At 68.4% G+C, this 21940-nt stretch carries 20 protein-coding genes and 1 tRNA gene; 4 read left to right on the top strand and 17 right to left on the bottom strand.

From position 1 onward, the window contains the following. Window positions 1-19 precede the first annotated feature (19 nt). Together AB0M30_RS36440 and AB0M30_RS36435 are read left to right on the top strand one after the other, a co-directional pair. Window positions 20-865 (top strand): site-specific integrase, encoded by an 846-nt coding sequence (locus AB0M30_RS36440; protein WP_364593672.1) that lies wholly within the window; start codon window positions 20-22, stop codon window positions 863-865. Between the two features lie 195 nt (window positions 866-1060). Further along, complete coding sequence (locus AB0M30_RS36435; protein WP_364593669.1) at window positions 1061-2488, top strand: hypothetical protein; 1428 nt, start codon at window positions 1061-1063, stop codon at window positions 2486-2488. Window positions 2489-2708: 220 nt separating this feature from the next. On the opposite strand, the gene AB0M30_RS36430 is transcribed toward AB0M30_RS36435, so the two are convergent. From AB0M30_RS36430 to AB0M30_RS36395, 8 genes are all read right to left on the bottom strand, one after another. Next, window positions 2709-2782: transfer RNA gene (locus tag AB0M30_RS36430), tRNA-Pro, on the bottom strand. Between the two features lie 118 nt (window positions 2783-2900). Next, window positions 2901-3050, bottom strand: a complete 150-nt coding sequence (locus tag AB0M30_RS36425; protein WP_364593666.1) for a hypothetical protein — start codon at window positions 3048-3050, stop codon at window positions 2901-2903. Then, on the bottom strand, window positions 3047-3535 hold the full coding sequence (locus AB0M30_RS36420; protein ID WP_364593663.1) for a hypothetical protein: 489 nt from the start codon (window positions 3533-3535) through the stop codon (window positions 3047-3049). The genes AB0M30_RS36425 and AB0M30_RS36420 overlap by 4 nt, the downstream gene beginning before the upstream one ends. Continuing rightward, entirely contained in the window at window positions 3514-3642 is a 129-nt protein-coding gene (locus AB0M30_RS36415) for a hypothetical protein (protein ID WP_364593864.1), read from the bottom strand. The genes AB0M30_RS36420 and AB0M30_RS36415 overlap by 22 nt, the downstream gene beginning before the upstream one ends. A 78-nt stretch (window positions 3643-3720) precedes the next feature. Further along, the gene (locus tag AB0M30_RS36410; RefSeq protein WP_364593660.1) at window positions 3721-3960 is read right to left on the bottom strand and encodes a hypothetical protein; all 240 of its coding nucleotides are present in this window, start codon (window positions 3958-3960) and stop codon (window positions 3721-3723) included. 80 nt (window positions 3961-4040) lie between these two features. Further along, window positions 4041-6254, bottom strand: a complete 2214-nt coding sequence (locus tag AB0M30_RS36405; protein ID WP_364593861.1) for a glycosyl hydrolase family 18 protein — start codon at window positions 6252-6254, stop codon at window positions 4041-4043. A gap of 160 nt (window positions 6255-6414) precedes the next feature. Continuing rightward, the gene (locus tag AB0M30_RS36400; protein ID WP_364593657.1) at window positions 6415-7194 is read right to left on the bottom strand and encodes an enoyl-CoA hydratase/isomerase family protein; all 780 of its coding nucleotides are present in this window, start codon (window positions 7192-7194) and stop codon (window positions 6415-6417) included. 3 nt (window positions 7195-7197) lie between these two features. After that, window positions 7198-8109 (bottom strand): PaaX family transcriptional regulator C-terminal domain-containing protein, encoded by a 912-nt coding sequence (locus tag AB0M30_RS36395; protein WP_364593858.1) that lies wholly within the window; start codon window positions 8107-8109, stop codon window positions 7198-7200. 161 nt (window positions 8110-8270) lie between these two features. Here AB0M30_RS36395 and AB0M30_RS36390 point away from each other — a divergent pair, with 161 nt between their 5' ends. Continuing rightward, window positions 8271-9908, top strand: coding sequence for an ABC-F family ATP-binding cassette domain-containing protein (locus tag AB0M30_RS36390; RefSeq protein WP_364593655.1), 1638 nt, complete (start codon window positions 8271-8273; stop codon window positions 9906-9908). 744 nt (window positions 9909-10652) lie between these two features. Here the strand turns inward: AB0M30_RS36390 and AB0M30_RS36385 are convergent. The 5 genes from AB0M30_RS36385 to AB0M30_RS36365 form a co-directional block, all read right to left on the bottom strand. After that, window positions 10653-11492, bottom strand: a complete 840-nt coding sequence (locus AB0M30_RS36385; RefSeq protein ID WP_364593652.1) for a carbohydrate ABC transporter permease — start codon at window positions 11490-11492, stop codon at window positions 10653-10655. Then, a complete protein-coding gene (locus tag AB0M30_RS36380; protein WP_364593649.1) occupies window positions 11489-12454 on the bottom strand; it encodes a sugar ABC transporter permease in 966 nt (321 codons plus the stop codon). Before AB0M30_RS36380 ends, AB0M30_RS36385 begins: the two co-directional genes overlap by 4 nt. Continuing rightward, window positions 12436-13707, bottom strand: coding sequence for an extracellular solute-binding protein (locus AB0M30_RS36375; RefSeq protein ID WP_364593646.1), 1272 nt, complete (start codon window positions 13705-13707; stop codon window positions 12436-12438). The genes AB0M30_RS36380 and AB0M30_RS36375 overlap by 19 nt, the downstream gene beginning before the upstream one ends. Window positions 13708-13819: 112 nt before the next feature. After that, entirely contained in the window at window positions 13820-15910 is a 2091-nt protein-coding gene (locus AB0M30_RS36370; protein ID WP_364593643.1) for an alpha-galactosidase, read from the bottom strand. Between the two features lie 55 nt (window positions 15911-15965). Then, window positions 15966-16910 (bottom strand): methionyl-tRNA formyltransferase, encoded by a 945-nt coding sequence (locus tag AB0M30_RS36365; protein WP_364593640.1) that lies wholly within the window; start codon window positions 16908-16910, stop codon window positions 15966-15968. Window positions 16911-17024: 114 nt separating this feature from the next. On the opposite strand from AB0M30_RS36365, the gene AB0M30_RS36360 reads away from it, so the two are divergent. After that, the gene (locus tag AB0M30_RS36360; RefSeq protein ID WP_364593637.1) at window positions 17025-18323 is read left to right on the top strand and encodes a lysine N(6)-hydroxylase/L-ornithine N(5)-oxygenase family protein; all 1299 of its coding nucleotides are present in this window, start codon (window positions 17025-17027) and stop codon (window positions 18321-18323) included. Here the strand turns inward: AB0M30_RS36360 and AB0M30_RS36355 are convergent. The 4 genes from AB0M30_RS36355 to AB0M30_RS36340 all read right to left on the bottom strand — a co-directional run bounded on the left by AB0M30_RS36355 (window position 18310) and on the right by AB0M30_RS36340 (window position 21788). Further along, entirely contained in the window at window positions 18310-18795 is a 486-nt protein-coding gene (locus tag AB0M30_RS36355; protein WP_364593634.1) for a DinB family protein, read from the bottom strand. The two genes, AB0M30_RS36360 and AB0M30_RS36355, sit on opposite strands and share 14 nt — an antisense overlap. A gap of 89 nt (window positions 18796-18884) precedes the next feature. Next, entirely contained in the window at window positions 18885-19688 is an 804-nt protein-coding gene (locus AB0M30_RS36350) for an ABC transporter ATP-binding protein (protein ID WP_364593631.1), read from the bottom strand. A 4-nt stretch (window positions 19689-19692) separates the two neighbouring features. Then, on the bottom strand, window positions 19693-20751 hold the full coding sequence (locus tag AB0M30_RS36345) for an iron chelate uptake ABC transporter family permease subunit (protein ID WP_364593628.1): 1059 nt from the start codon (window positions 20749-20751) through the stop codon (window positions 19693-19695). Beyond that, window positions 20751-21788, bottom strand: coding sequence for an iron chelate uptake ABC transporter family permease subunit (locus tag AB0M30_RS36340; RefSeq protein WP_364593625.1), 1038 nt, complete (start codon window positions 21786-21788; stop codon window positions 20751-20753). Before AB0M30_RS36340 ends, AB0M30_RS36345 begins: the two co-directional genes overlap by 1 nt. Between the last annotated feature and the right edge of the window lie 152 nt (window positions 21789-21940).

The following is a 21940-nucleotide window of genomic DNA, read 5'->3' as shown; positions in this document are numbered from 1 at the left end:
GGGGCACCTGCCGGTCAGCATGATCACGAACGGGGCAGTCGACCGAGCGGTGCACGCGTGGATCGCTGACGAGTGCAGCCGGTCGACGGTGAAGAACAGCATTGCGGTGCTGGTCAGGGTCATGGAGCAGGCTCTCCGGGACGGCATAATCGACCGGAACCCGGCCCGGGTGACCGGCTGGCAGCAGGAGTACAAGCGCGCCGAGGACGAGTTGGACGATCCGCGGTCGCTGGCGCTGCCGGACTGGACCTCGCTCACGACGCTGGCGGACGCCCTGGTGGCGCGGTCGTCGGGGGAGTACCGGGGCTGGGGTGACGTGGTGCTGTTCGCTGCCTGCACGGCGGCCCGGATCGGGGAAGTCTCGGGCTGCCGGGTGGGCGACATCGACACCTCGTCGTGGACCTGGACAGTTCGCCGGCAGACGACGCCGTCACCTGGCGGGCTGGTGGACAAGGGGACGAAGGGGAAGCGGGCTCGGACAGTGCCGTTGATCGAGGACATCCGCGAGCTGGTTCAGCGGCGCATCGCTCTTGCCGACAACGACCCCGACGGCCGGCTGTTCAAGGGCCCCCGTGGAGGTCGGATCACGACCGCGGTGCTCCGGGATGCGACGGTATGGGACGAGGTGGTGGCAGCGCTCGGGTATGACCACCTGAGGCGTCACGACTTGCGGCACACCGGTCTGACCTGGATGGCGGATGCTGGGGTACCGGTACATCACCTTCGCAAGATCGCGGGCCACGGGTCCTTGTCCACCACCCAGCGGTATCTACACCCCGACAACCTAGCTGTTACAAACGCCAGCGCTCTCTTGACAAAGCACCTGAGGTCGTCAGCGCGGCCGACTCTGAAAGTAGCGAGATAGGATTCCTTTGTCGATAGAGCCCACCAACACCCTGGATAGCAGCGAGATCCCGCGTTGGAGTGACGAGATCGATGCGCTGAGGTGACCAGATAGTTACGTTAGAGCTGACGGGTTGCTGATCGAACCCGAATGGATCATGCATGGCTGCGTTTAGCTCTGTAGTGTGCTTGACCTAATATGGTCAGGGAGTCCTTCATGCGAGTATCTGAGATATTCCATCTGCCGCAACGGCAATCAGAGCTGGACTTCGTTGATGTCGATGTGTCAACGGATGTTCCAGTATTTGTTGACCCCAGGGCGATTCGGATCCAGTCGGGTAGGCTTCATGATCGTTGCGTCGCCCTCTTGCAAAGCTTTTTTGCTGAAGTTCTAATAGGTCTAAAGGATGGCAAGCGGGCGGAAGTTGTTAAGTTGTTGGGGCGTCTGGATGAGCCCAATGAAGTTCACCTCGGTTTGTCGCGGGGAAGGTCTCGTGGGCGAGGTCTGGGTGGGGTCGGTGCAGTAAGTGTAGTTGACGCATTGGCCGCAAGTCGAGCAGCGCAGACGGGACTTCTGTCTGACCTTGAGGATTCCGCATTGCTGGTCGAGGGGATCGGTCGAGATATTGTATCGGACATCACGACCAACGTCGTCCGAAGCGTGCTGATTGACTACACGCAAGAGCAATGTGAATATCATAGAATACCCACGGAAGAAGTCTATGCTGGCTGGATCTGGGATGCCGATGAGCTAAGATGGAAGCAGGTTGAATCATTTCTTCCTTGCATCGGTGACGAGTTGCTGCTTCTGGTGCCAAAGTCAATCGTCCGGCTCGACCTCATATTCAATCCTCAGAAGTATTATTCGAAGGCGATTGCTCCATTCCATGAAGAGAAGGAGATTAAGGCTGGCAGCAATCTAGTGTATGCACTCAAGTCAACAGGTGAGAAGCGGGTCCATAAGATGGATCTGATTGAAAAGTACGGCAACACAAAGGCTGCGGTCGTCAAACATACCAACGAGTTTCCTGCGGCGTTGAAGATCTACAAGGAGACGCCTGGCATGGCTACGTCCCCTCCGCTTGACCACAACACGCTCGCAAGTAAAACGCATTCGATGCGTCCGGACTTCGGGTCCCTGTTGGGGAGAGTTCGTGCGATTTCTCCCGGAGGGCACGGCGCTTCCATGTACCATCGCGCTGTTGGGGAGCTTCTGGCAGCAGTGACTTACCCGTTCCTTGGCAATATGGTGGTGGAGGATGAAATCAATGAGGGGCGCAAGCGTATAGATCTCACCTATGACAACCTCGCCGACGAGGGTTTCTTTAGGTTTATCAGCCGTCATTACATGGCTTCGCAGATGGTTGTAGAGTGTAAGAACTACAGCAAGGATCCGAGTAATCCGGAATTAGATCAACTTTTGGGTCGGTTTTCTATTCATCGAACAAAGTTTGGAATTATCGCTTGTAGGAAGATTGCTGATAAGCAGCTGTTCGCGCAACGTTGTAAAGATGCGGCGCTTGCGGGTGTCGGATTCGTCTTCTACATGGACGACGATGATCTTGAGCGGCTGATCAACGATTACGACTCATCGGACGGGAAATTTCCGTTTTTTCGCGAGCAATTTGACTATCTGGTCAAGTAGGCCGGCATTTGGAGGATTGTTGTCGTTCGTGTCGCGAGGTGATCCTTCGATGGTGGTCGCGAGCAGGTGACGCAGTAGGCCCTTGAGAGGCCGAGGTTGACGAGTGGTCCCCAGATGGTCCCCGGTCCAAGAAGTTCTGCTGTAGGGGATGCCGAGAGCGGTCAACTGCAAAAGCCGCCTGACCTGGGCTTTCACCCAAGCCAAGCGGCTTCTGTGTCCGTCGGGCTGACAGGATTTGAACCTGCGACCCCTTGACCCCCAGTCAAGTGCGCTACCAAACTGCGCCACAGCCCGGACCCGCACTCGCTGAGTGCGTGAGAAGTACTCTAGCGCGCCCTCCGAACGGCCGTGCAACCAGGGTCCCCGGTCCTCCTGACCTGCGGAAACCTGTCAGGAAGACCAGGGCTCGCGATCAAGCCGGGTTGGCTGCGTGGGTCAGGGGCTGCCAGGCCACGAACAGGTTGTTCGAGCCCGCCGGGTGCTGGCGGTCCGTCAGTGTCTGCGTGTTCGCCATCGCGATGTCCATGCGCGTGTTGAGCGCGTCGAAGCCCACCTCCGTCACCGGGCCGAGACCCAGGTTGAGGTGCCCGCACACAGCCAGGAGGGCACCGCCGCTCCGAGCTGGTACTTCGACTGGAACCCCAGCGCCTGGCGCAGGCGGGTGCCGACGTCCGTCGAGTACACGTCCTGGCCCTGGATTCGTACTGTCTCCGCCACGTCCGCTATGCCGTAGCCCGTGTGGGTGAAGTCGCGGCAGGTTTCCTGGGTGAGGCCGTCCATGAAGGTCGACTGGCCCTGCCAATAGCCCACGATCTGGTCGCGGGAGGAGAGGCCGCTGCCCGGGACCGTCTTGGGCAAGGCGCCGTCCGAAGCGAGGTAGACGTACGCCGCCACGCGGTTGCGGTAGCGGGTCACCGCCTTGTCGAAGCTCGGCTTGTCCTCCAGGAACACCGAGATGCCGACCGCGGCCTCCATCATGGACAGTTCCCAGTTTCCGTTGCTGTTGCTGCCGTTGATGACCTTGCTCAGGTAGACATTGCGGAGCATTGTCGCGAAGCGTCCCGAGTTCGGCCAGCTCGAATACGTGTGATCACCGCCGACCACGCGTCCATCAGGGCGATCGCCTTTTGCGCGTAACGCGCGTCGCCCGTGATGTACCAGATCAGTGCGTCCGTGTACGCCGCTGTCGCGTCTTCGCGCTCGTCCGTGCAGCCGTTGTCGGGGTTCGAATACTAGCCGCATTCGACCACCGCGCGGGGTTTCGGCGTCCGCGAAAGGGACGCGTATGCGCTGCTCCGTGCCTGGTCGTACGCCGCCTTCCACGGCTGGGCGCCGGCGCTCACCTCGGCCTTGACGAAGTCCAGCTGGGGACTGCTCACCAGCACGCCCTGGTGGGTGAACGTCGCTGGGGCCGGGGTGGCCAGGCTCTCCTCGAGACGACGGTGTCCGAGGCGCGCGCGGCTCAGCGTCATGGTCCAGACCATCGCGGGTCAAGCTCCAAAGAAAGTGTTCAGCCCGCTGAACAGGGGTGTTCAGCGGGCTGAACGAAACCTCAGCCGAGCCCGGCGGTCACCGCGTTCATCAACGCGCCGGTGTCGCCCGAAATCTCCCACGCCATCACGCCGAGCAGGCCGCGAGACTTGAGCCACGTGGTCTTCAGCCCGATCGACCAGGCGTCGTCGAACGTCCACCACTGGCCGCCGTTGCCCGTGTAGCAGGAGGTCGCGACCGCCGCCGTGTCGTGGTGGACCGTGCAGCCCGGCACGCCCGCCACCAGGTTCGCGTACCCGCGGGTGCCCGCTTCCTCGGCGAACTGACCCGGCGCCGCGCCGGTCGCCGACTGCCACTCGCCGCTCTTGCCGCCGTCGGCGACGCCCTGCCAGCCACGGCCGTAGAACGCCAGGCCGAGCGTCAGCCGCCGTGGATCGACGCCCGCGTTCGTGTACGCGTTGATCGCGCTTTCCGCACTGAAGTGGAAGTTGTACGGGTCGTCCGCGTCGGCGTACAGGTTGCCCTGGTGACCGGTTCGGTTCGGCTCCCACGAGTTGTCGCTGCCCGAACCGTGGAAGTCGTAACCCTGCACGTTGGCGACGTCCAAATAAGTGAAGATCTTGGAAAGGTCCCAGCCCGAAGCGACCTTCGCGGGGTCCGCCGGGGTGAACGCGTGCAGCTGGTACCGCTTGCCGGTCGTCGCGCCGTAGGCGTCCAGCTGCGTGCGGAACTCCGCCATCAGCGCCGTCAGGTTGACCTTGTCGTTCGGGCTCCAGTGGTTGCCCGGGTGGCCGTCGGCGCTGCCGGGCCACTCCCAGTCGAGGTCGATCCCGTCGAAGATGCCGGCCGCGGTGCCCGGCCCGCCCGCGCCGCCGTAGGCCGCGATGTTGCCCTTGAGCCACGTGTCCACACAGGACGAGACGAACTTCTTGCGCGAGGCGTCGGTGGCCGCGACGTCGGAGAAGTACTTCGAATACGTCCAGCCGCCGAGCGAAACCAGGACCTTCAGGTTCGGGTGCTTCGCCTTGAGCTTCTTGAGCTGGTTGAAGTTGCCGCGCAGCGACTCCCAGCCGGTGTCGGCGACGCCGTCGACCGACTGCGCCGCCGCGAACGGCCGCGAGTAGTCCGCCTCGGCGTCACCGGCGCCGTCGCCCTGGCTGGGGTCCTGCGGGTTGGCCGTGGTGCCCTTGGTGACCCCGGACAGGCAGGTCAGGTTCACTGGATCGATGTTCTCGAACGCGTACAGCAGGTGCGTCAGCTTCGCCGCCGCCCCCGAAGTCTCCAGGTTCTTCACGAAGTACTGGCGCCCGTAGATGCCCCACTGCACGAAATAGCCGACTTTCGCGTAGCCGGAAACGATGTCGCCGGTCTTCGCGGTGACGGCCGCACTGGGCGCCGAAACGTTGTCGTAGCCGTCACGGGCACGCACCGTGAACGTGTACGAAGTGGACGGTGCCAGCCCGGTCACCACCGCCGCCGTCGTGGTCACCGTCGTGGCCAAAACGGACCCGCGGTAGACGTCGTAGCTGACCACGCCGGTGTTGTCGGTCGACGCCGTCCAGGCGAGGGAGACGCTGCCCGCATCGGCGGCCGTCGAGCGTAGCCCTCCCGGCGCGGACGGTGGCTGCGTGTCATCGGACGGATTGTTGGTGGTCACCGCGAGCGCCGCGCTCGCCGGGGAGGTGGTCCCCTTGGCGTCCTTCGCTTTAACCGTGAACGAGTAGGCCGTGCCCGGAGCGAGCCCGGAAACCGTCGCGCTCGTCCCGGTCACCGACGCGGCCAGAGAAGTCCCCTGGTAGACGTCGTACCCGGTCACCGGAAGCGAACCGGCGGCCGAAGCGTTCCAGGCCAGCGCGACCGTCTTGGTCGTCTTCGCGACCAGGCGCAGGTTCGCCGGCGCGCCCGGCGGGGTGTCCGGTGAACCGTCGCAGTTGGCGTTGTCGACGCGGCACTGCGTCGGCGTCGCCGCGGCGCTGAGCCGGAAAGCCGGACTGTACGGGTAGGTGGTCCGGCCCGGCGCCAGCGTCGCGATGTAGTAGGCGGGAGTCAGCGTGACCTGGGTACCGTTCTGGGTCACCGTGCCGTTTTCGCCCGTCGAAGCGGTGACGCCGGCGGGGAGCGTGAAGGTGATCGTCCAGTTGCTCACGGACGCGGTTCCGGTGTTGGCGACGGTGTAGGTGCCGGTGGTGCCGTTCATCGCCAGGGTGGCGGTCAGCGAACCGGCCGCGGCGGCGGGCGGGGCGAGCGCCGCGGTGCCACCGAGCGCGATGAGCAAGGCGGCGAGTGCGGAGCGTAGTCGAGCGGGGGTGCGTCTCATGGCGGTTCTCCAAGCGGCACGAGGCGGGGACGATGTGGTCTAGACCACATCGAATGTAACCCGGCGCGAGGAGAACCGCGCACGCCCGAACGGCGGCAACCGGTGTCCGAACGGACTGTTAACGCCCCGAGAAGGTCGCTTTCCCCGGTCCGTCGGCGAGGAACGACTTCACCGCGTTGCGGAGGTCCTCGGTCTCGAAGAGCTCGGCCGCGATCGTCGTGATGTGCGCGTTCGCCTCGGCGACGCCGCCGGCCGAGAAGTGGTCGAGGACGCGTTTGGTCGCCGCGTGGGCCCGGGTCGGTCCCTCGGCCAGCCGGCGCGCGAAGGCCCTCGCGGCCTCGTCGAAGCCCTCACCCGGCAGGACGCGGTTGACGACGTTCCAGCGCTCCAGCGTCGCGGCGTCGTAGGTGTCGCCGGTCATCACGAACTCCTTGGCGCGCCCGACGCCGGCCCGCGCGGCGAGCCGCTGGGTGCCGCCCATGGTCGGCGTCAGGCCCACGACCTTCTCGACCAGGCCGAACTTCGCGCGATCGGCGGCGAGGATGACGTCGCAGGCCACGGCCACCTCGAACGCCCAGGTCAGGCAGAGGCCGTGCGCGGCGAACACCGTCGGGAACGGCAGCGCCGCGATCCGGTCCGGCACCGCGAGCATTTCGTCGAAGAGCACCTTCGCCTCGGCGGGCGAGCCCTGGGCGTCGAACAGCGAGACGTCGACGCCGCCGCTGACGATCTTGCCTTCGGCGCGGATCAGCAGCGCCCGCGCGGGTTCGGCCTCCAGCTCGCCGATCGCCGAGGCGAGCGAGGACTGCAGCGAAGCGGTGTAGAGGTTCAACGGCGGAGCGTCGACGGTCAGGACGGCGAGCCCGCCGTCACGATCGAGGCGGACCTGCTCAGTCATTGCTCACCCTGCTTCTTCGGCTTCGACGATGTCGTCCCAATACTGCTGGGCCTCCGGGCGCCAGTCGACGTGTTTGTGATGGAACAGCTCCGCCGCCTTCGTCCCGCTCCACTTCGCCGGGAGGAGCTCGGCGGGCAGCTGCGGGTCGAGGAACGGGAACCGCCGCCACTCGTGGACCAGCTCGGTCTGCGCGCGCAGCACCGCGCGGCCGCCGGTCGGGTGCAGGCCGGTGAAGCGGTCGATGAAATCCTCGTAGCGGTCCTTCAGCTCGGTCAGGTCCCACGACCGGGCGACCATGGACTCCTGCTCGCCGACCTCGCCGTACGCGGCGGTGAACGACATCGCCTGCGCCTGCAGGCCCAGGTCGTTGACGATCTGCTGGGCCTCGCGCTGGCGGGACAGGTCCGGGCTGACCCACACGCCGGCGACCGGCGAACCGAAGCCCGCCCAGGTCAGCCGGGTGCGCAGCCGGTGCCGGAGGTCGCGCTTGGCCTCCGGCACGGAGACGATCAGCATCAGCCACTGCCCGTTCCAGCTGCGTTCCTCGCGGCCGAACGCGTAGATCCGGTCGGCGCCCTCGGTCAGCAGGCGGCGCCCCGGCGGGGTCAGCGACCAGCGCACGCGGCGCCCGACGCGCTCGGAGACCACCCAGCCCTCGGCGGCGGAGCGGGCCAGCGCCTGCCGCGCGGACTTCTCCTCGATGTCGAGGATGCCCAGCACCTCGACGAGCATCGACGTCCAGACCGGTTTGTCGCGCGGCAGCGTGTACTCGCCGAGGACGGTCATCAGCAGCGACCGCGCGCTGGCGTGACTGACCTCGCGGCGCCGGCTCACCGTGGGCCGTGGCGCGGACGATCGGCCTTCCCTCGGCTTCGGCCTGCGGCCGAGGGTGACCGGGGGAGCGGGCTCGCCCATGCTGTTCACCGACCTCACTGTGTTATGGCACTAACAGGCTGCGGGACTGACAACCGAACAGGGTACCCACACTGAGTGATCAAAGCGCCACGGGACACACACAGCCGGTGGTTTGACCTTGATCTGACAGTTCGCGACGAGGTCGTAGACTCGGCTACCTCATGAGCGCAACTCTCGTCGCGAAGGACCTGGCCGCCGGCCACGGTGACCGCACCCTCTTCTCCGGCCTCGATCTCGTCGTCGCACCCGGGGACGTCGTCGGCCTGGTCGGGGTCAACGGTGCAGGCAAGTCGACCCTCCTGCGGACCCTCGCCGGGCTCGCGAAGCCGGACAGCGGCGAGGTCCGGCTGAACCCGCCCGCCGCGACCGTCGGGCACCTGCCGCAGGAGCCGGAACGGCGCGAAGGCGAGTCGGTGCGCGCCTTCCTGGCGCGGCGCACCGGCGTCTCGGCGGCGCAGGCGGACCTCGATTCGGCGACCGACGCGCTGACGGCGGGCTCCGCGGGCGCGGACGACCAGTACGCGACGGCGCTCGACCGGTGGCTCGCCCTCGGTGGCGCCGACCTCGACGACCGGGCCGCCGAAGTGGCCGCGGACCTCGGCCTGGCCGTGGACCTCGATCAGCCGATGACGTCGCTCTCGGGCGGCCAGGCGGCGCGCGCGGGGCTCGCTTCGCTGTTGCTGAGCCGCTACGACGTCTTCCTGCTCGACGAGCCGACGAACGACCTCGACCTGGACGGCCTGGCCCGGCTGGAGCGGTTCGTCTCGGGCCTGCGCGCGGCGACGGTGCTGGTCAGCCACGACCGCGAGTTCCTGGCCAGGACCGTCGACCGCGTCGTCGAGCTGGACCTGGCCCAGCAGCAGGTGAACGTCTACGGCGGCGGGTACGAGGCGTACCTCGAGGAGCGCGAAGTCGCCCGGCGGCACGCGCGCGAGGAGTACGAGGAGTTCGCCGACACGAAGGCGTCGCTCGAGGCGCGCGGGCGGATGCAGCGGGCGTGGATGGAGAAGGGCGTCAAGAACGCCCGCCGGAAGCAGCCCGACAACGACAAGGCGGCGCGCAAGTTCCGGTCGGAAGCCACCGAGAAGCAGGCGTCGAAGGCGCGGCAGACCGACCGGATGATCGAGCGGCTGGACGTCGTCGAGGAGCCGCGTAAGGAGTGGGAGCTGCGGATGGAGATCGCCGCGGCCCCACGGGCGGGCGCGGTGGTCTCGACTTCGCGTGGGGCGGTGGTCCGGCGGGGTGGCTTCACGCTCGGGCCGGTCGACCTGCAGATCGACTGGGCGGACAAGGTCGCCATCACCGGGGCGAACGGGTCGGGCAAGTCGACGCTCCTGGCGGCGCTGCTGGGCCGGGTGCCCCTGGACTCGGGCGCCACCGCGCTGGGGCCGGGTGTCGTGGTCGGCGAGGTCGACCAGGCTCGGCGGTTGTTCCTGGGTGACGTCCCGCTGTTTTCGGCGTTCGCTCGTGAGGTGCCGGAGTTGGCGGACGCGGAGGTGCGGACGCTGCTGGCGAAGTACGGCTTGAAGGCGGCCCACGTACTGCGCTCGGCGGCGACGCTCTCGCCGGGCGAGCGGACGCGGGCGGCGCTGGCTTTGCTGCAGGCGCGGGGGGTGAACCTGCTGGTGTTGGACGAGCCGACCAACCACCTGGACTTGCCCGCGATCGAGCAGCTGGAGGCGGCGCTGGACAAGTACCCGGGGACGCTGCTGCTGGTGACGCATGATCGGCGGATGCTCGATGCTGTGCAGGTGACGCGTCGGTTGGTGGTCGATGGCGGGAAGGTCAGCGAGGTGTGACCTGTGGTGGGGTTGCGGCTCTCGGTCTTCGGTGGTGTGAGCGGTGCTCTCGGTTTGGAGCACTGTGTCGAGGGTGGTTGTGAGCAGTGCTCTCGACGGTGAGCGGTGGCGGCTGTCGGGGGTGAGCGGCGCTCTCGACAGTGAGCGCTGCTCGCTGCGGCGGTGAGAGCGGTGCTCTCAAGTCTGTGCGCTGCCTTCCGTTGGGGTCGGAGCGGTGCTCTCGTGGCGCGAGCATCGTCGGTTGTGGCGGGGGAGCGGCGCTCTCGAAACTGACAGTTGCCTGTCGTCGGGGCGGGCGGTGTTCTTGAAGTCGGGGGCGGCTTGTCGCCGCAGTGGGAGCCGCGCTCTCAGGCGCGAGCGTGGAGTGGAGTGGAGTGTGAGCAGTGCTCTCGGATGAGAGCGCTGCGTACGGAGAATTGCGAGCAGTGCTCTTGGATGAGAGCGCTGCGTACCGTGGAATGTGAGCAGTGCTCTCAAGTGTGAGCGCGGCGCGCTGTGAGGTGAGAGCAGTGCTCTCGGACTTGGGCGCTGGGCGCCGCTGTGGGTGAGCAGTGCTCTCGGGTGGGAGCGCTGCGTGCCGCCGTGGGCGAGTGGTGCTCTCGGGTGGGAGTGCTGCGTGCTGCCGGGGTGTGAGCGGTGCTCTCGCCTCTGAGCGCCTCCCGCAGTCGCGCGTGAGCGGTGCTCTCGGATGTGAGCGCTGGTCGCGCGAGCCGGGTGAGCGGTGCTCTCGCGGGAGAGCGCCGCTCACCCCTTTGTCGCACCGCCGGTCAGGCCCTTCACAAACTGCTTCTGCAACGCCAGGTAAAAGATCAACACCGGCAGCGTCGCCAGGAACATCAATGCGAACACGCTCCCCAGATCCGCCTGGTACTGGCCGATCGACCGGTAAATGCCCGTCGTGATCGTCGTTCCCTGGCTGGGACCCAAGATGATCAGCGGGTCGATGAAGTCGTTCCAGATCCACACGCCCAAGAAGATCAGCACCGAGGCCGTTGCCGGGCGCAGCAGCGGGAACACCACCCGCCAGAACACCTGCATGCGGCTCGCGCCGTCGAGTAGGGCGGCCTCCTCCAGTTCCACCGGCACGCCGCGGATGAACCCGGTGAACACGAACACCCCGAACGGCACGTAGTACCCGACGTTGAACAGGATCAGCCCCTGCAGGGTGGCCATCAAATGAGTCACCCGCAGGACGTCGGTGATCGGGATCAGGATCACCTGGGGCGGGATCATCAAGCCGGCCAGCAGGATCAGCGTGAGGACCTTCGTCCACCGCTTGCCCGAGCGCGCCAAGTAGTGGCCGAGCATCGCGGACAGCACCGTCAGGACCAGGATCGACAACACCGTCACGACGATGCTGTTCGTCAAGCTGACCCAGAACAGCCCGTCCGGCCGGGTCAGCACCGCGTGGATGTTCGCCAAGGTCGGCGGCAGCGGCAGCGACGCCGGCTCCTTCGCGATCAGCTCGCCCCGCTTGAACACGTTGGCCAGCACCAGGTACAGCGGCACGAAGAAGACCGCACTGACGAGAAGAGCAACCGCGGGCCGGGCAACGGAACCGGGACGAGGGCGGGACAGCGTCACAGGTCCACCTCCCGGCGGCGGAGGAAGTTCAGCACCACCGTGGTCACCAGCGCCACGATCACCAGCATCAGCACGGCCATCGCGGACGCGTAACCGACGTGGTTCGAGTCGAATCCCGTCTGCAGGACGTCGAACGCGATCGTCGCCGTGGCGCCGGAACCCGGGCCTCCGTTGGTGATCACCTTGACGTAGTCGTAGGTCTTGAACGCCGAGATCAGCAGCACCACCGTGTTGATCGTCAGCGACGGCGCCAGCAGCGGCCACGTCACCGCGCGGAACCGGCGCAACGGCCCGGCGCCGTCGATCTCCGCCGCCTCCAGCAGCTCCGGCGGAATCCCCTGCAGCCCGGCCAGGTAGACCACCACGCAGAACCCGAGCATCTGCCAGCACACGATCGACGCGACCGAATACAGCGCCATGTCCGGATCGGACAGCCAGCCCGGAGGGTGCGAGACACCCAGGCCGCGCAACAGGCTGTTGAGCGGCCCGCGGTCGTCGAGCAACCGGGACCAGACGATCGACACCACGACCGAGCTGAGGATCACCGGGGTGAAGAACACGCTCCGCAAAGCGTTGTACAGCCAGCCTTTCCGATCCAGCAGCAGCGCCACGCCGAGGCCCAGGACATTGGGGACGATCACCACGATCACCGTCAGGATCGTGGTCACCCGCAGCGCGGTGAGAAACTGCGAGTCGGTGAACAGCAGGCGGTAGTTGTCGAAGCCGACGAACTTCACCGGGGGGTGGAACGGGTTGTAGTTCGTCAGGCTGTACCCGAAGCTGATCAGGATCGGCGCCATCACGAAACACAGGTACACGAGCACGCCCGGCGCGCCGAACGACGCGAAGTGCGCCAGCCGCGGCAGGACCGGCCGGCGTCGGCGGCGGCGCGGGGCCACGGGGCGGGGCGGGGCCGGGGGATCGGCGACGGCGGTCAAGGACGTCAGCCCGCCTTCGCCCACTCGGTGTCCAGGAAGGCGCACGCGTCGGCCACGGACTTGCGGCCCGTGATCACGTCCTGGGCGGCCTGGTCGACCTTGTCCTTCATCCCCGGCAGCAGCCCGTCGTCGGCGGTTTCCCAGCGGAACGCGTGCACCACGGCGTTCTGCTGCACAGCTTGGGTGTAGAGGTCGTAACCGGCCTTGAATGTCGCCCCGACGCCGGACGGCGGCGTGTAGCCCTTGATCGCCGGGAACAGGCCGTCGGCCTTCACGGAGGCGTCCAGCTGGTCCTTGTCGAGCTGGAAACCGAGGGCGAACTTCCTTGCGGCGTCGAGGTTCGCGGCCTTGGCGTTGACGATCATCCCGCCGCCGGTGTAGGCGGGGACGACGAGTTTTCCGTCCTCGGTGGGGAAGTTGAAGACGCCGACCTCGAAGTCGTGCTTCTTCGAGTCGGCGTTGGCGGCGAACCAGTTGCCCATCGGGTACATCGCGCTCTGGCCGTCGAGGAACGCCTGCTCGGTCGCCGCGTAGTCGCGGGACACGCTGGTCTTGTCGACGTACTCCTTCGCCGCGAGGTCGGCGAGCTTCGAAAAAGCGTGCTGGAACGCGGGATCGGCGAACTTCACCTTGTCCTGACGACGCTGGGTGAGCCAGTCCGGCATCGTGTTGTAGACCTCGGTGCTGACCAGTCCGGAAAGGATCATCGACGACGGGAAGCCGTCCTTGCCGCCGCCGATGGTGAACGGCGCGTAGCCCTTGTCCTTGAGCTTGCCGGCGTCGGCGACGAGCTCGTCCCACGTCTTCGGCGGCGCCGCGATGCCCGCGTCGGCGAACATCTTCTTGTTGTAGTAGATCGGCGGGATGGTCTGGGTGTTCGCGGGCAGCTGGTAGTACTTGCCGTTCACCGGGTTGGCCTGCGGGAACTGGAAGTCCTTCAGCTCCTCGGGCGTCCACGCGTAGAGGTTGCCCGCCTCGGCGAAACCGGCCGAGTCGACGGCGATCATCACGTCGGGGAACTGGCCGGACTGCAGGAGCTGCTTCGCGTACGACGTCCGCCCGTCGGCGGTCGGGGCGACGAGCTTCTTGACCTTGACGCCCGGGTTCTTGTCCGTGACGCGCTTGATGGCGGCGTCCCAGTAAGCGGGGGTGAGGTTCGGGGTTTCGAACGTCAGGAAGGTGATCTCCGCGTCGCCGCCACCGCCGGTGTTCGACCCGACCGAGCACGCGCTCACCGCCAGGAGCGCCACTGCTCCCAGCGCCAGGAACCTTCTCATGACCGCCGCCTTCCGTCACCCACCATATGTGATGTATGAGGCATTCGATCGGACGTTTACCGGAGTGTCAAGCGTCGAATGCCGTCGAAAGTGCGGCTGATGGCCCGATAGATCAGATCTTTAACCGGTTGAGGCGGACGACTCTGCTGGCGAAGTCGCCGGTCGGGAGGCCGGGCGGCAGTCCGCGGGCGAGCAGCACGGCGCCGCTGTGCGTCGTCCCGGAAGCCGGATCCAGGTACCGGTGAGCGGGATCGAGGCCGGCCAGCCGCAGCGGCCGCTCCGGCTCGCCGAAGTGCGCGGCCTGCCGGTACTGGAACACGACCACGCGATCGCCGAGCACGTACTGGAGCGCGGTGACGCCGTCGTCGGCCGGCGGCCGGAGCCGGTACAGCGCGCCGTGCTGCACGACCGGCCGGATGTCCTTGTAGAGCGCCACGAGATCCCGGGCCGCCGCGAGCTCGTCGGCGGGCCAGTGCACGACGTCGCCGCCGAGGCCGAGCACGCCGGCCATGGCGACGTGGAACCGGAACGCGAGCGGCACCGAGCGGGCCGTCACGAAATTGGGGTTGTCGGTGACCCAGGCCGACATCGCGCGGGCCGGGTAGAGCTGGCCGTACCCGTGCTGGATCCGCAGCCGGTCGAGCGCGTCGGTGTTGTCGGAGGTCCAGACCTGGTCGCTGCGGGCCAGGACGCCGAGGTCGATCCGCCCGCCACCACCCGCGCAGGACTCGATCCGCAGGCCGGGATGGTCCGCGCGCAGCCGGTCGAGCAGCGCGTACACCGCGCGGGTGTGCTCGACCCACAGCCGGTCCTGGTCGCTTTCGCCGGGCCAGCCGGCTTCGCTGAACGGCCGGTTCATGTCCCACTTGAGGAAGTCGACGCCGTGCTCGCCGACGAGCCGGTCGAGCCATTCGTGCGCCCACTCGGCGACGTCCGGGCGCGCGAAGTTGAGCACCAGCTGCCGCCGCAGCTCCGAGCGGCGCCGGTGCGGGTGGTGCAGCACCCAGTCCGGGTGGGCGCGGTAGAGGTCGCTGTCGGGGTTGACCATTTCGGGCTCGACCCAGATGCCGAACCGCATCCCGAGCCCGTGCACGGCGTCGACCAGCGGTCTCAGCCCGTCGGGGAACCGTGCGCGGTTGACCTGCCAGTCGCCGAGCCCGGCGTGGTCGCCGGTGCGGGCGCCGAACCAGCCGTCGTCCATCACGAACAGCTCGACGCCGAGCGCCGCCGCCCGCTCGGCGAGCGCGCGCTGCCCCGCCTCGGTGACGTCGAATCCGGTGGCCTCCCAAGAGTTGTAGAGCACCGGACGCAGTTCCTCCGCGTGCGGCAGGACGTGCGCGAGGACGTAGGCGTGCCACGCGCGGCTCGCCGCGCCGAACCCGCCGTCGGTGTACAGCCCGGCGCAAACCGGCGTGGTCAGCGGCCGCCCCGGCCCGACGCGGTGGACGACGCCGTCCTGGCCGAAACCCCCGCTGACCGTCAGCCGTCCGGTCGACGACCGGGTGGTGGTCAGGCGCCACGACCCGCTCCAGGCCAGCGCGACGCCGTAGACCTCGCCGTGGCGCTCGGTCGCCGTGCCGTCGTCGACCATCACCCACGGGTTGGCGTGGTGGCCGGTGATCCCGCGACGGCTCCCGAAGCCGGTTTCGCCGTGCGGCGCACTCACACGGCGCAGCTGCGTCTCCGCCGCCCAGCGACCGGTGACGTGGCTGAGCCGGTAGTCCTCGAAGAGCGGCACCGCCCAGGTGGCCGAGTCGGCCCGGACGACCTCGACGTCGGTGCCGGCGGTCAGCTCGGTCCAGCGTTCGAGGACGGCGCCGCGCAGCCGGTAGTGCAGGGTGATCCGCAGCGGGTAGTGCCGGTCCGCGAAGAACAGGCGCAGGTGCTCGCCGGTGATGTCGTGGTTCTCGTACCGCCATTCGAGGGCCCGCGTCCCGTCGGCGAAGCGGACCTGCAGCGCGGGCGTCCAGTACCGGGTGCCCCCGTCGGCGGCGAGTTCGGCGAGTCCCTCGTTCGGGTCGTTGAAGCCGTCCCACCAGGGAAGGGTTTTCCCGGGCAGCTCGAGGACTTCGGCATCGGACAGCGCGGCGCCCCAATGGAGATGGGTCGGGACGTCGTCTTCGTCCAGCCGCAGCGCGTACGTGCCCGACTCGCCGGTGAGCACCCAGGTGCGGTGGTCATCGAGGAAGCTGATCCCGGCCATGCGGGACATCCTGCTCACCGGCGTGGCCGCCGCCAAGGGATGTCCCGCTCACCGGTCACGGGCGGTCGGTGAGGTAGCCGCCCATCGTCTTGAAGTACTCGTGCGCGGGCAGTTCGGTCCCGTCGGCGGTGCGGACGCGCTCGACGAGCAGGCCGGGGGACCGGCCGCGCCGGGCGTCCGGCCCGGCGACGATCACCACGCCGTCGCCCTCGCGGATGAAGATCCGGCCCGGCGTGCCGCCGTAGTGGCCTTGCGAGACCGACGCCTTCAGGATTCGCAGCTCCTCGCCGCGGTGGTAGGCGAACGCGTTCGGGTACGGGTCCGAAAGCGCGCGCACGAACCGCTCGAGGTCGGCGGGCGGTAGGGTCCAGTCGATCAGGCTGTCCCGCTTGGCCCGCTTGTGGAAGAAGCTGGCCTTCGACCGGTCCTGCGGCACCGGCGTGTAGCCGGTCTCGATCAGGGAGATGGCTTCGGCGGTGATCGGCGCGATCAGGTCGACCGTGCGGTGGAAGAGGTCGGTCGTGGTGTCGGACGGCCCGACCGGGATCGCGCGCTGCAGCACGATGTCGCCGGCGTCGAGCTCGCCGTCCATCATGTGGGCGGTGACGCCGACCTCGGGCTCGCCGTTGATCATGGCCCAGATGAGCGGCGAGAAGCCCGCGTACGCCGGCAGCAGCGAGTCGTGGATGTTCAGGGTGCCGTGGCGCGGCAGCTCGAAGATCTCCGGCGGCAGCCAGGTGCGCCAGTTGTTCGCCACGATCAGGTCGAGGTCGGCTGCCTTGAGCTCGGCGAGCAGTTCGGCGTCGTCCGGGCGGTTGCGCAGGAGGACCGGGATGTCGTGCGCGGAAGCGAGGTCGGCGACCGAGTCCGCCCAGATCCGCTCGTAGGCGTGGTCGCTCTTCGGGTGCGTGACCACGAGGGCGACCTCGTGACCGGCGTCGATGAGCGCCCGCAGGGTCCGGTGCCCCCAGGTCTGGTAGCCGAACATCGCCACGCGCATTCGAGAGTGCCTTTCATGATCGGGGGACGAACATCACCACGAACGTACTAGGCGAGGCTCGCCTAAGTTAGGTTAGGGTTCCCTGAACCGTACCGGAGCGCGCGAGGGAGCAACATGACTGCAGAGGTCCCGATCTACGACATCGTCGGCGTGGGCTTCGGACCGTCGAACCTGGCCCTCGCGATCGCCCTCGCCGAGCACAACGCCGGTCCCGGTGAGCCGGTGACGGCGCACTTCCTCGAGCGGCAGCCGCGCTTCGGCTGGCACCGCGGGATGCTGATCGAGACCGCGACCATGCAGGTGTCGTTCCTCAAGGACCTGGTCACCATGCGGAATCCGACCAGCGAGTTCAGCTTCCTCAACTACCTGCACGCCGCCGGGCGGCTGGTCGACTTCATCAACCACAAGAACCTCTTCCCGCTGCGGGTCGAGTTTCACGACTACTTCGAGTGGGCGGCCGCCAAGGTCGACGACGTCGTCTCCTACGGCACCGAGGTCGGCTCGGTGACACCGGTGTACGACGGGTCCGAAGTCGCGTACTTCGACGTCCGGGCCTCGGACGGCTCCTGCCTGCGCGCCCGGAACCTGGTGATGGGCACGGGTCTGCGGCCGCAGCTGCCCGAGGGCGTCACCGCCGGGGCCCGGATCTGGCACAACAGCGAACTGCTGTTCCGCGTGGACGCGCTGCGCGGTGCCGACCCGAAGCGGTTCGTCGTGGTCGGGGCCGGCCAGAGCGCGGCCGAGGTCGCCGCGTTGCTGCACGACGAGTTCCCCCGCGCCGAGGTGTGCGCGGTGTTCGCCCGCTACGGCTACAGCCCGGCCGACGACAGCTCGTTCGCCAACCGCATCTTCGACCCGGACGCCGTCGACCAGTTCTACCGCGCGGGCGAGCCGGTGAAGGACCGCCTGATGCGCTACCACGGCGCGACGAACTACTCCGCCGTCGACATCGACCTGATCGACGAGCTCTACCGGCGGGTCTACCGCGAGAAGGTGCTGGGCGTGGAACGGTTGCGGCTGTTCAACGTTTCGCGCCCGGTCGAAGTGACCGACAGCGGAACGGTGACGGTCGAATCCCTGACGACGGGCGAGCGCACGGTCCTGGACGCCGACGCGGTCGTCTACGCCACGGGCTACCGGCCCGCGGACCCGACGCCACTGCTCGGCGAGCTGGGCCCGCGGTGCCTGCGCGACGGCGAAGGCCGGCTCCGCGTCGAGCGCGACTACCGGCTGACGACCGAATTCCCGCTGCGCGGCGGGATCTACCTGCAGGGCGGCACCGAGCACACGCACGGCATCACGTCGTCGCTGCTGTCGAACACCGCGGTGCGGGTGGGGGAGATCCTGCAGTCCGTGGTGGACCGCCGGGTGGTCGCCGAGCCGGCCGGGGAGTTGGCCGTCAGCGCGCGGTGAGCTGTTCCCGGAGGATGTCGCCGTGGCCGGTGTGGCGGGCGAGCTCCTCGATCAGGAACAGGTAGACGAACCGGAGGGTGACCTCGCCGACGACCGGGTGCGTCCAGCGGTCGTCGAGCGAGAAACCCGCCGCGATCTCGCGGGAGCGCGCGCTGGTGCGTTCGTACTCGGCGATGACGCCGTCGACCGTTTCCTCTTCGGTGACCACGAAACTGGGGTCTCCGGGGGTCGAGGGCCCGTCGATCTCCGTCTCGTCGAGCCCGGCGATGAGCCACTGGAACCAGCGGCGCTCGGCGACGGCGGCGTGCTTCACCAGGGCGATCGGTGTGGTCAGGGACGGGACCAGCCGGCGCCGGGCGTCCGCTTCCGACAGCCCGCGCGCGTTCTCGACGAGCGCGAGGCGGCCGCGGTCGAGCATGGCCTCCAGCAGTTCGCGTTCGGGGCCGGTGGTCTTTTCGGGCAGCGCGTACACGGCAGTCAGCTTCCTGGGTGGGGGAGTTCGGCCGGATCGGTCCTCGGAGACGGTGGAGACGGTGAGGAAGGCCGGGCCCCAGGATAGCGCTAGTGCACCGGCGCCGGGTGGTGACGGCTGATCGGGATCACCATCGGCGTCCCGCTCACCGGGTCCGGGGCGACCTGGCAGCGGACGTCGAAGACCTCCTCGACCAGGTTCTCCGTGATCACCGACGCCGGCTCGCCGGAGGCCACCACGCGGCCCGCCTTCATCGCGATCACGTGGTCGGCGTACCGGCACGCCTGGGGGAGGTCGTGCAGCACCATCACGATCGTGCGGCCCTCGGCGCGGTTGAGGTCGACGACCAGGTCGAGCACGTCGATCTGGTGGGCGAGATCGAGGTACGTCGTCGGCTCGTCGAGCAGCAGCACCGGCGTGCCCTGCGCGACCGCCATCGCGATCCACGCGCGCTGGCGCTGGCCGCCGGACAGCTCGTCCACCGGGCGGCCGGCGAGGTCGAGCAGCGAGGTGGCCTCCAGCGCCGCGCGGACCGCGTCTTCGTCCGATGTGGACCACTGGCGCCACCAGCTCTGGTGCGGGGCGCGGCCGCGGCCGACGAGGTCGGCCACCGTCATGCCCTCGGGCGCCACCGGGGACTGCGGCAGGATGCCGAGCTGCTGGGCGACCTGGCGGGTCGGCAGGTCGTGGATCGAACGGCCGTCCAGGTACACCCCGCCCGCCTTCGGCGTGAGCAGCCGGGCGAGCGTGCGCAGCAGCGTCGACTTGCCGCACGCGTTCGGCCCGACGATCGCGGTGATCTTCCCGGCCGGGATGTCGAGGTCGAGGCCGTCGATGACGACCCGGTCGTCGTAGGCGACGCGCAGGTCCTGCACGCGCAGGGACGGTGTCATCTGTTCAGCCTCCGGAGCCGGATCGGTTGGCCCTGGCCAGCAGCCAGAGCAGCAGCGGGGCGCCGAGCGCGCCGGTCACGATGCCGACCGGGAGCGGGGACGCCGTGAGGGTGCGGGCCAGGAGGTCGCTGCCCAGCACCACCACCGCGCCGGTGAGCGCGGACGCGATGAGCGGCGGGGACGGCTGGCGCGCCAGGCGTTGCGCGATCTGCGGCGCGGTCAGCGCGACGAACGAGATCGGGCCCGCGGACGCCGTCGCGAAGGCGACCAGCCCCGCGCCGGCCAGCAGCAGCCCCAGCCGGACCGGCTGCACCGGCGTGCCGAGTCCGGCGGCCACGTCGTCGCCGAGCTGCAGCGTGCGCATCCACCGCGACAGGGCCAGTACGAGCGGCAGCAGCACCGCCAGCGCGCCGGCCAGCGGGACGACGTGCTCCCAGCCGCGGTTGGCGAGGTTGCCCACCAGCCAGCCGATCGACGCCTGGGCCTCGGTGATCTGCGCGCGGCTGAGCAGGTAGTCGGTCAGGCTGGTGCACATCGCGAAGATGCCGATGCCCACCAGGATGATCCGGTAGCCGGTGGTGCCGCGCCGCCACGCGAGGACGTAGACGAGCAGGCCGGTCAGCAGCCCGCCCAGCAGGCCGAGCGTGGTGGTGCCGAGGCCGCCGCCGAAGCCGAACGAGATCCCGGCGACGACGGCGGTGGCCGCGCCCGCGTTGATGCCGATCAGGTCCGGGCTGGCCAGCGGGTTGCGCGTGATGGTCTGGAACACCGCACCGGACGCGCCGAACGCCAGCCCGGCCAGCAGCCCGGTCAGCGCCCGCGGCAGCCGCAGCTCCCGCACGATGTAGCCGGTGCCGCTGTCGCCCCCGCCGAACACGGCGGACAGGACGTCGGACACGCCGAGCGGGACGTCGCCGATCGTCATGCCCACGCAGAACAACGCGAACGCCAGCACGGCGAGCACGAGCGAGACGGCGACCGGCCGGAGCCGGACCTGGCCGGACACCGCGGGTTTCTCGAGGCGGAAGGTGACGCGGCCGCGCCGCACCTGCAGCAGGCTCATCAGGCTTCCACCAGCTTGCGGCGGCGGACCAGCCAGATGAAGAACGGCGCGCCGAGGAAGGCGACGATCACCCCGGCGCGGACCTCGCCGGGCCGGGCCATGATCCGGCCGAGGATGTCCGCGGCCAGCAGCAGGCAGGGCGCGAGGACCGCGGTGTAGGGCAGCAGCCACCGGTGGTCCGGCCCGATGAGGAACCGCACGGCGTGCGGGACGATCAGGCCGAGGAACACGATCGGCCCCGCGACCGCGACGGACGCGCCGGTCAGGAGCGTGATGGCCAGGGCGCCGCGCAGCCTCAGCGGGCCCAGCCGCCGCCCGAGCGCCACCGCGACGTCGTCGCCGAGCGCGAGGCTGTTCAGTGCGGGGCCGCTCGCGATCGCCAGCACCACGCCGACGAGCAGGAACGGCAGCACCCGCAGCAGCGATCCGCTGTCGACGCCGGCGAGCGAACCGGCCGACCAGAACCGGAAGCGGTTGAGCGCCACCGGGTCCGACAGCACCATCGCGCTCGTGAACGAGCCGAGCAGCGCCGTGACGGCGGCCCCGGCGAGGGCCAGCTTGACCGGGCTCGAGCCGCTGCGGCCCCGGGTGCCGAGGAAGTAGACGACCGTGGTCGCGGCGAGCGCACCGGCGAAGGCGAACCAGATGTAGCCGTAGAGGGAGCTCACGCCGAGCACCGTGATGGAGAAGACGATGGCGAACGCGGCCCCGGCGCTGACGCCGAGCAGTCCCGGGTCGGCCAGGGGGTTGCGGGTCAACGCCTGCATGAGCGTGCCGGCCAGCCCGAGCGCGGCGCCGACCAGCACGGCCAGCAGGGTGCGCGGCATCCGGACACTGTGGATGATCACGGCGTCGGCGGACCCGTCGTCGTGCCACAGGACCTGCCAGACGGCGCCGAACGAGATCTCCTTGGAACCCAGCCAGACACTCAGCAGGCAGAGGAAAACCAGCACACCGAGAGCGGCCAGCAGACCGAGCGCGCGGCCCGTGTGTGGCGGGCGTCGCTCGAGAGCGATCCCTCCGGGGTCTGTTCGCACCGCACCTCCGACTGGTACTGATTTAGGTAAGGCTAACCGATGGTACAGGAGTGCATCCTCACCATCTGTTTGTTAGGGTCACCTAACTTCGCGTCCCGGCCGGGACGCCGTGAGCAGCGGGAGGCTGGTCTACCGGTGAGCAACGGTGACGC

This window comes from Amycolatopsis sp. NPDC051716 (genome assembly GCF_040681595.1).
Lineage (GTDB): Bacteria > Actinomycetota > Actinomycetes > Mycobacteriales > Pseudonocardiaceae > Amycolatopsis.
Note: the sequence above shows the minus strand (reverse complement) of the source record. Positions and strands in the feature narration are given on the sequence as shown.

Excerpts from the sequence above, each read along its gene's own strand:
- AB0M30_RS36365 (WP_364593640.1), bottom strand. The coding sequence starts at position 16,910 with ATGCGCGTGGCGATGTTCGGCTACCAGACCTGGGGGCACCGGACCCTG.
- AB0M30_RS36395 (WP_364593858.1), bottom strand. The coding sequence starts at position 8,109 with ATGGGCGAGCCCGCTCCCCCGGTCACCCTCGGCCGCAGGCCGAAGCCG.
- AB0M30_RS36350 (WP_364593631.1), bottom strand. The coding sequence starts at position 19,688 with ATGACACCGTCCCTGCGCGTGCAGGACCTGCGCGTCGCCTACGACGAC.
- AB0M30_RS36420 (WP_364593663.1), bottom strand. The coding sequence starts at position 3,535 with ATGCTCCGCAATGTCTACCTGAGCAAGGTCATCAACGGCAGCAACAGC.
- AB0M30_RS36400 (WP_364593657.1), bottom strand. The coding sequence starts at position 7,194 with ATGACTGAGCAGGTCCGCCTCGATCGTGACGGCGGGCTCGCCGTCCTG.
- AB0M30_RS36435 (WP_364593669.1), top strand. The coding sequence starts at position 1,061 with ATGCGAGTATCTGAGATATTCCATCTGCCGCAACGGCAATCAGAGCTG.
- AB0M30_RS36370 (WP_364593643.1), bottom strand. The coding sequence starts at position 15,910 with ATGGCCGGGATCAGCTTCCTCGATGACCACCGCACCTGGGTGCTCACC.
- AB0M30_RS36375 (WP_364593646.1), bottom strand. The coding sequence starts at position 13,707 with ATGAGAAGGTTCCTGGCGCTGGGAGCAGTGGCGCTCCTGGCGGTGAGC.
- AB0M30_RS36390 (WP_364593655.1), top strand. The coding sequence starts at position 8,271 with ATGAGCGCAACTCTCGTCGCGAAGGACCTGGCCGCCGGCCACGGTGAC.
- AB0M30_RS36440 (WP_364593672.1), top strand. The coding sequence starts at position 20 with ATGATCACGAACGGGGCAGTCGACCGAGCGGTGCACGCGTGGATCGCT.
- AB0M30_RS36360 (WP_364593637.1), top strand. The coding sequence starts at position 17,025 with ATGACTGCAGAGGTCCCGATCTACGACATCGTCGGCGTGGGCTTCGGA.
- AB0M30_RS36345 (WP_364593628.1), bottom strand. The coding sequence starts at position 20,751 with ATGAGCCTGCTGCAGGTGCGGCGCGGCCGCGTCACCTTCCGCCTCGAG.
- AB0M30_RS36410 (WP_364593660.1), bottom strand. The coding sequence starts at position 3,960 with ATGACGCTGAGCCGCGCGCGCCTCGGACACCGTCGTCTCGAGGAGAGC.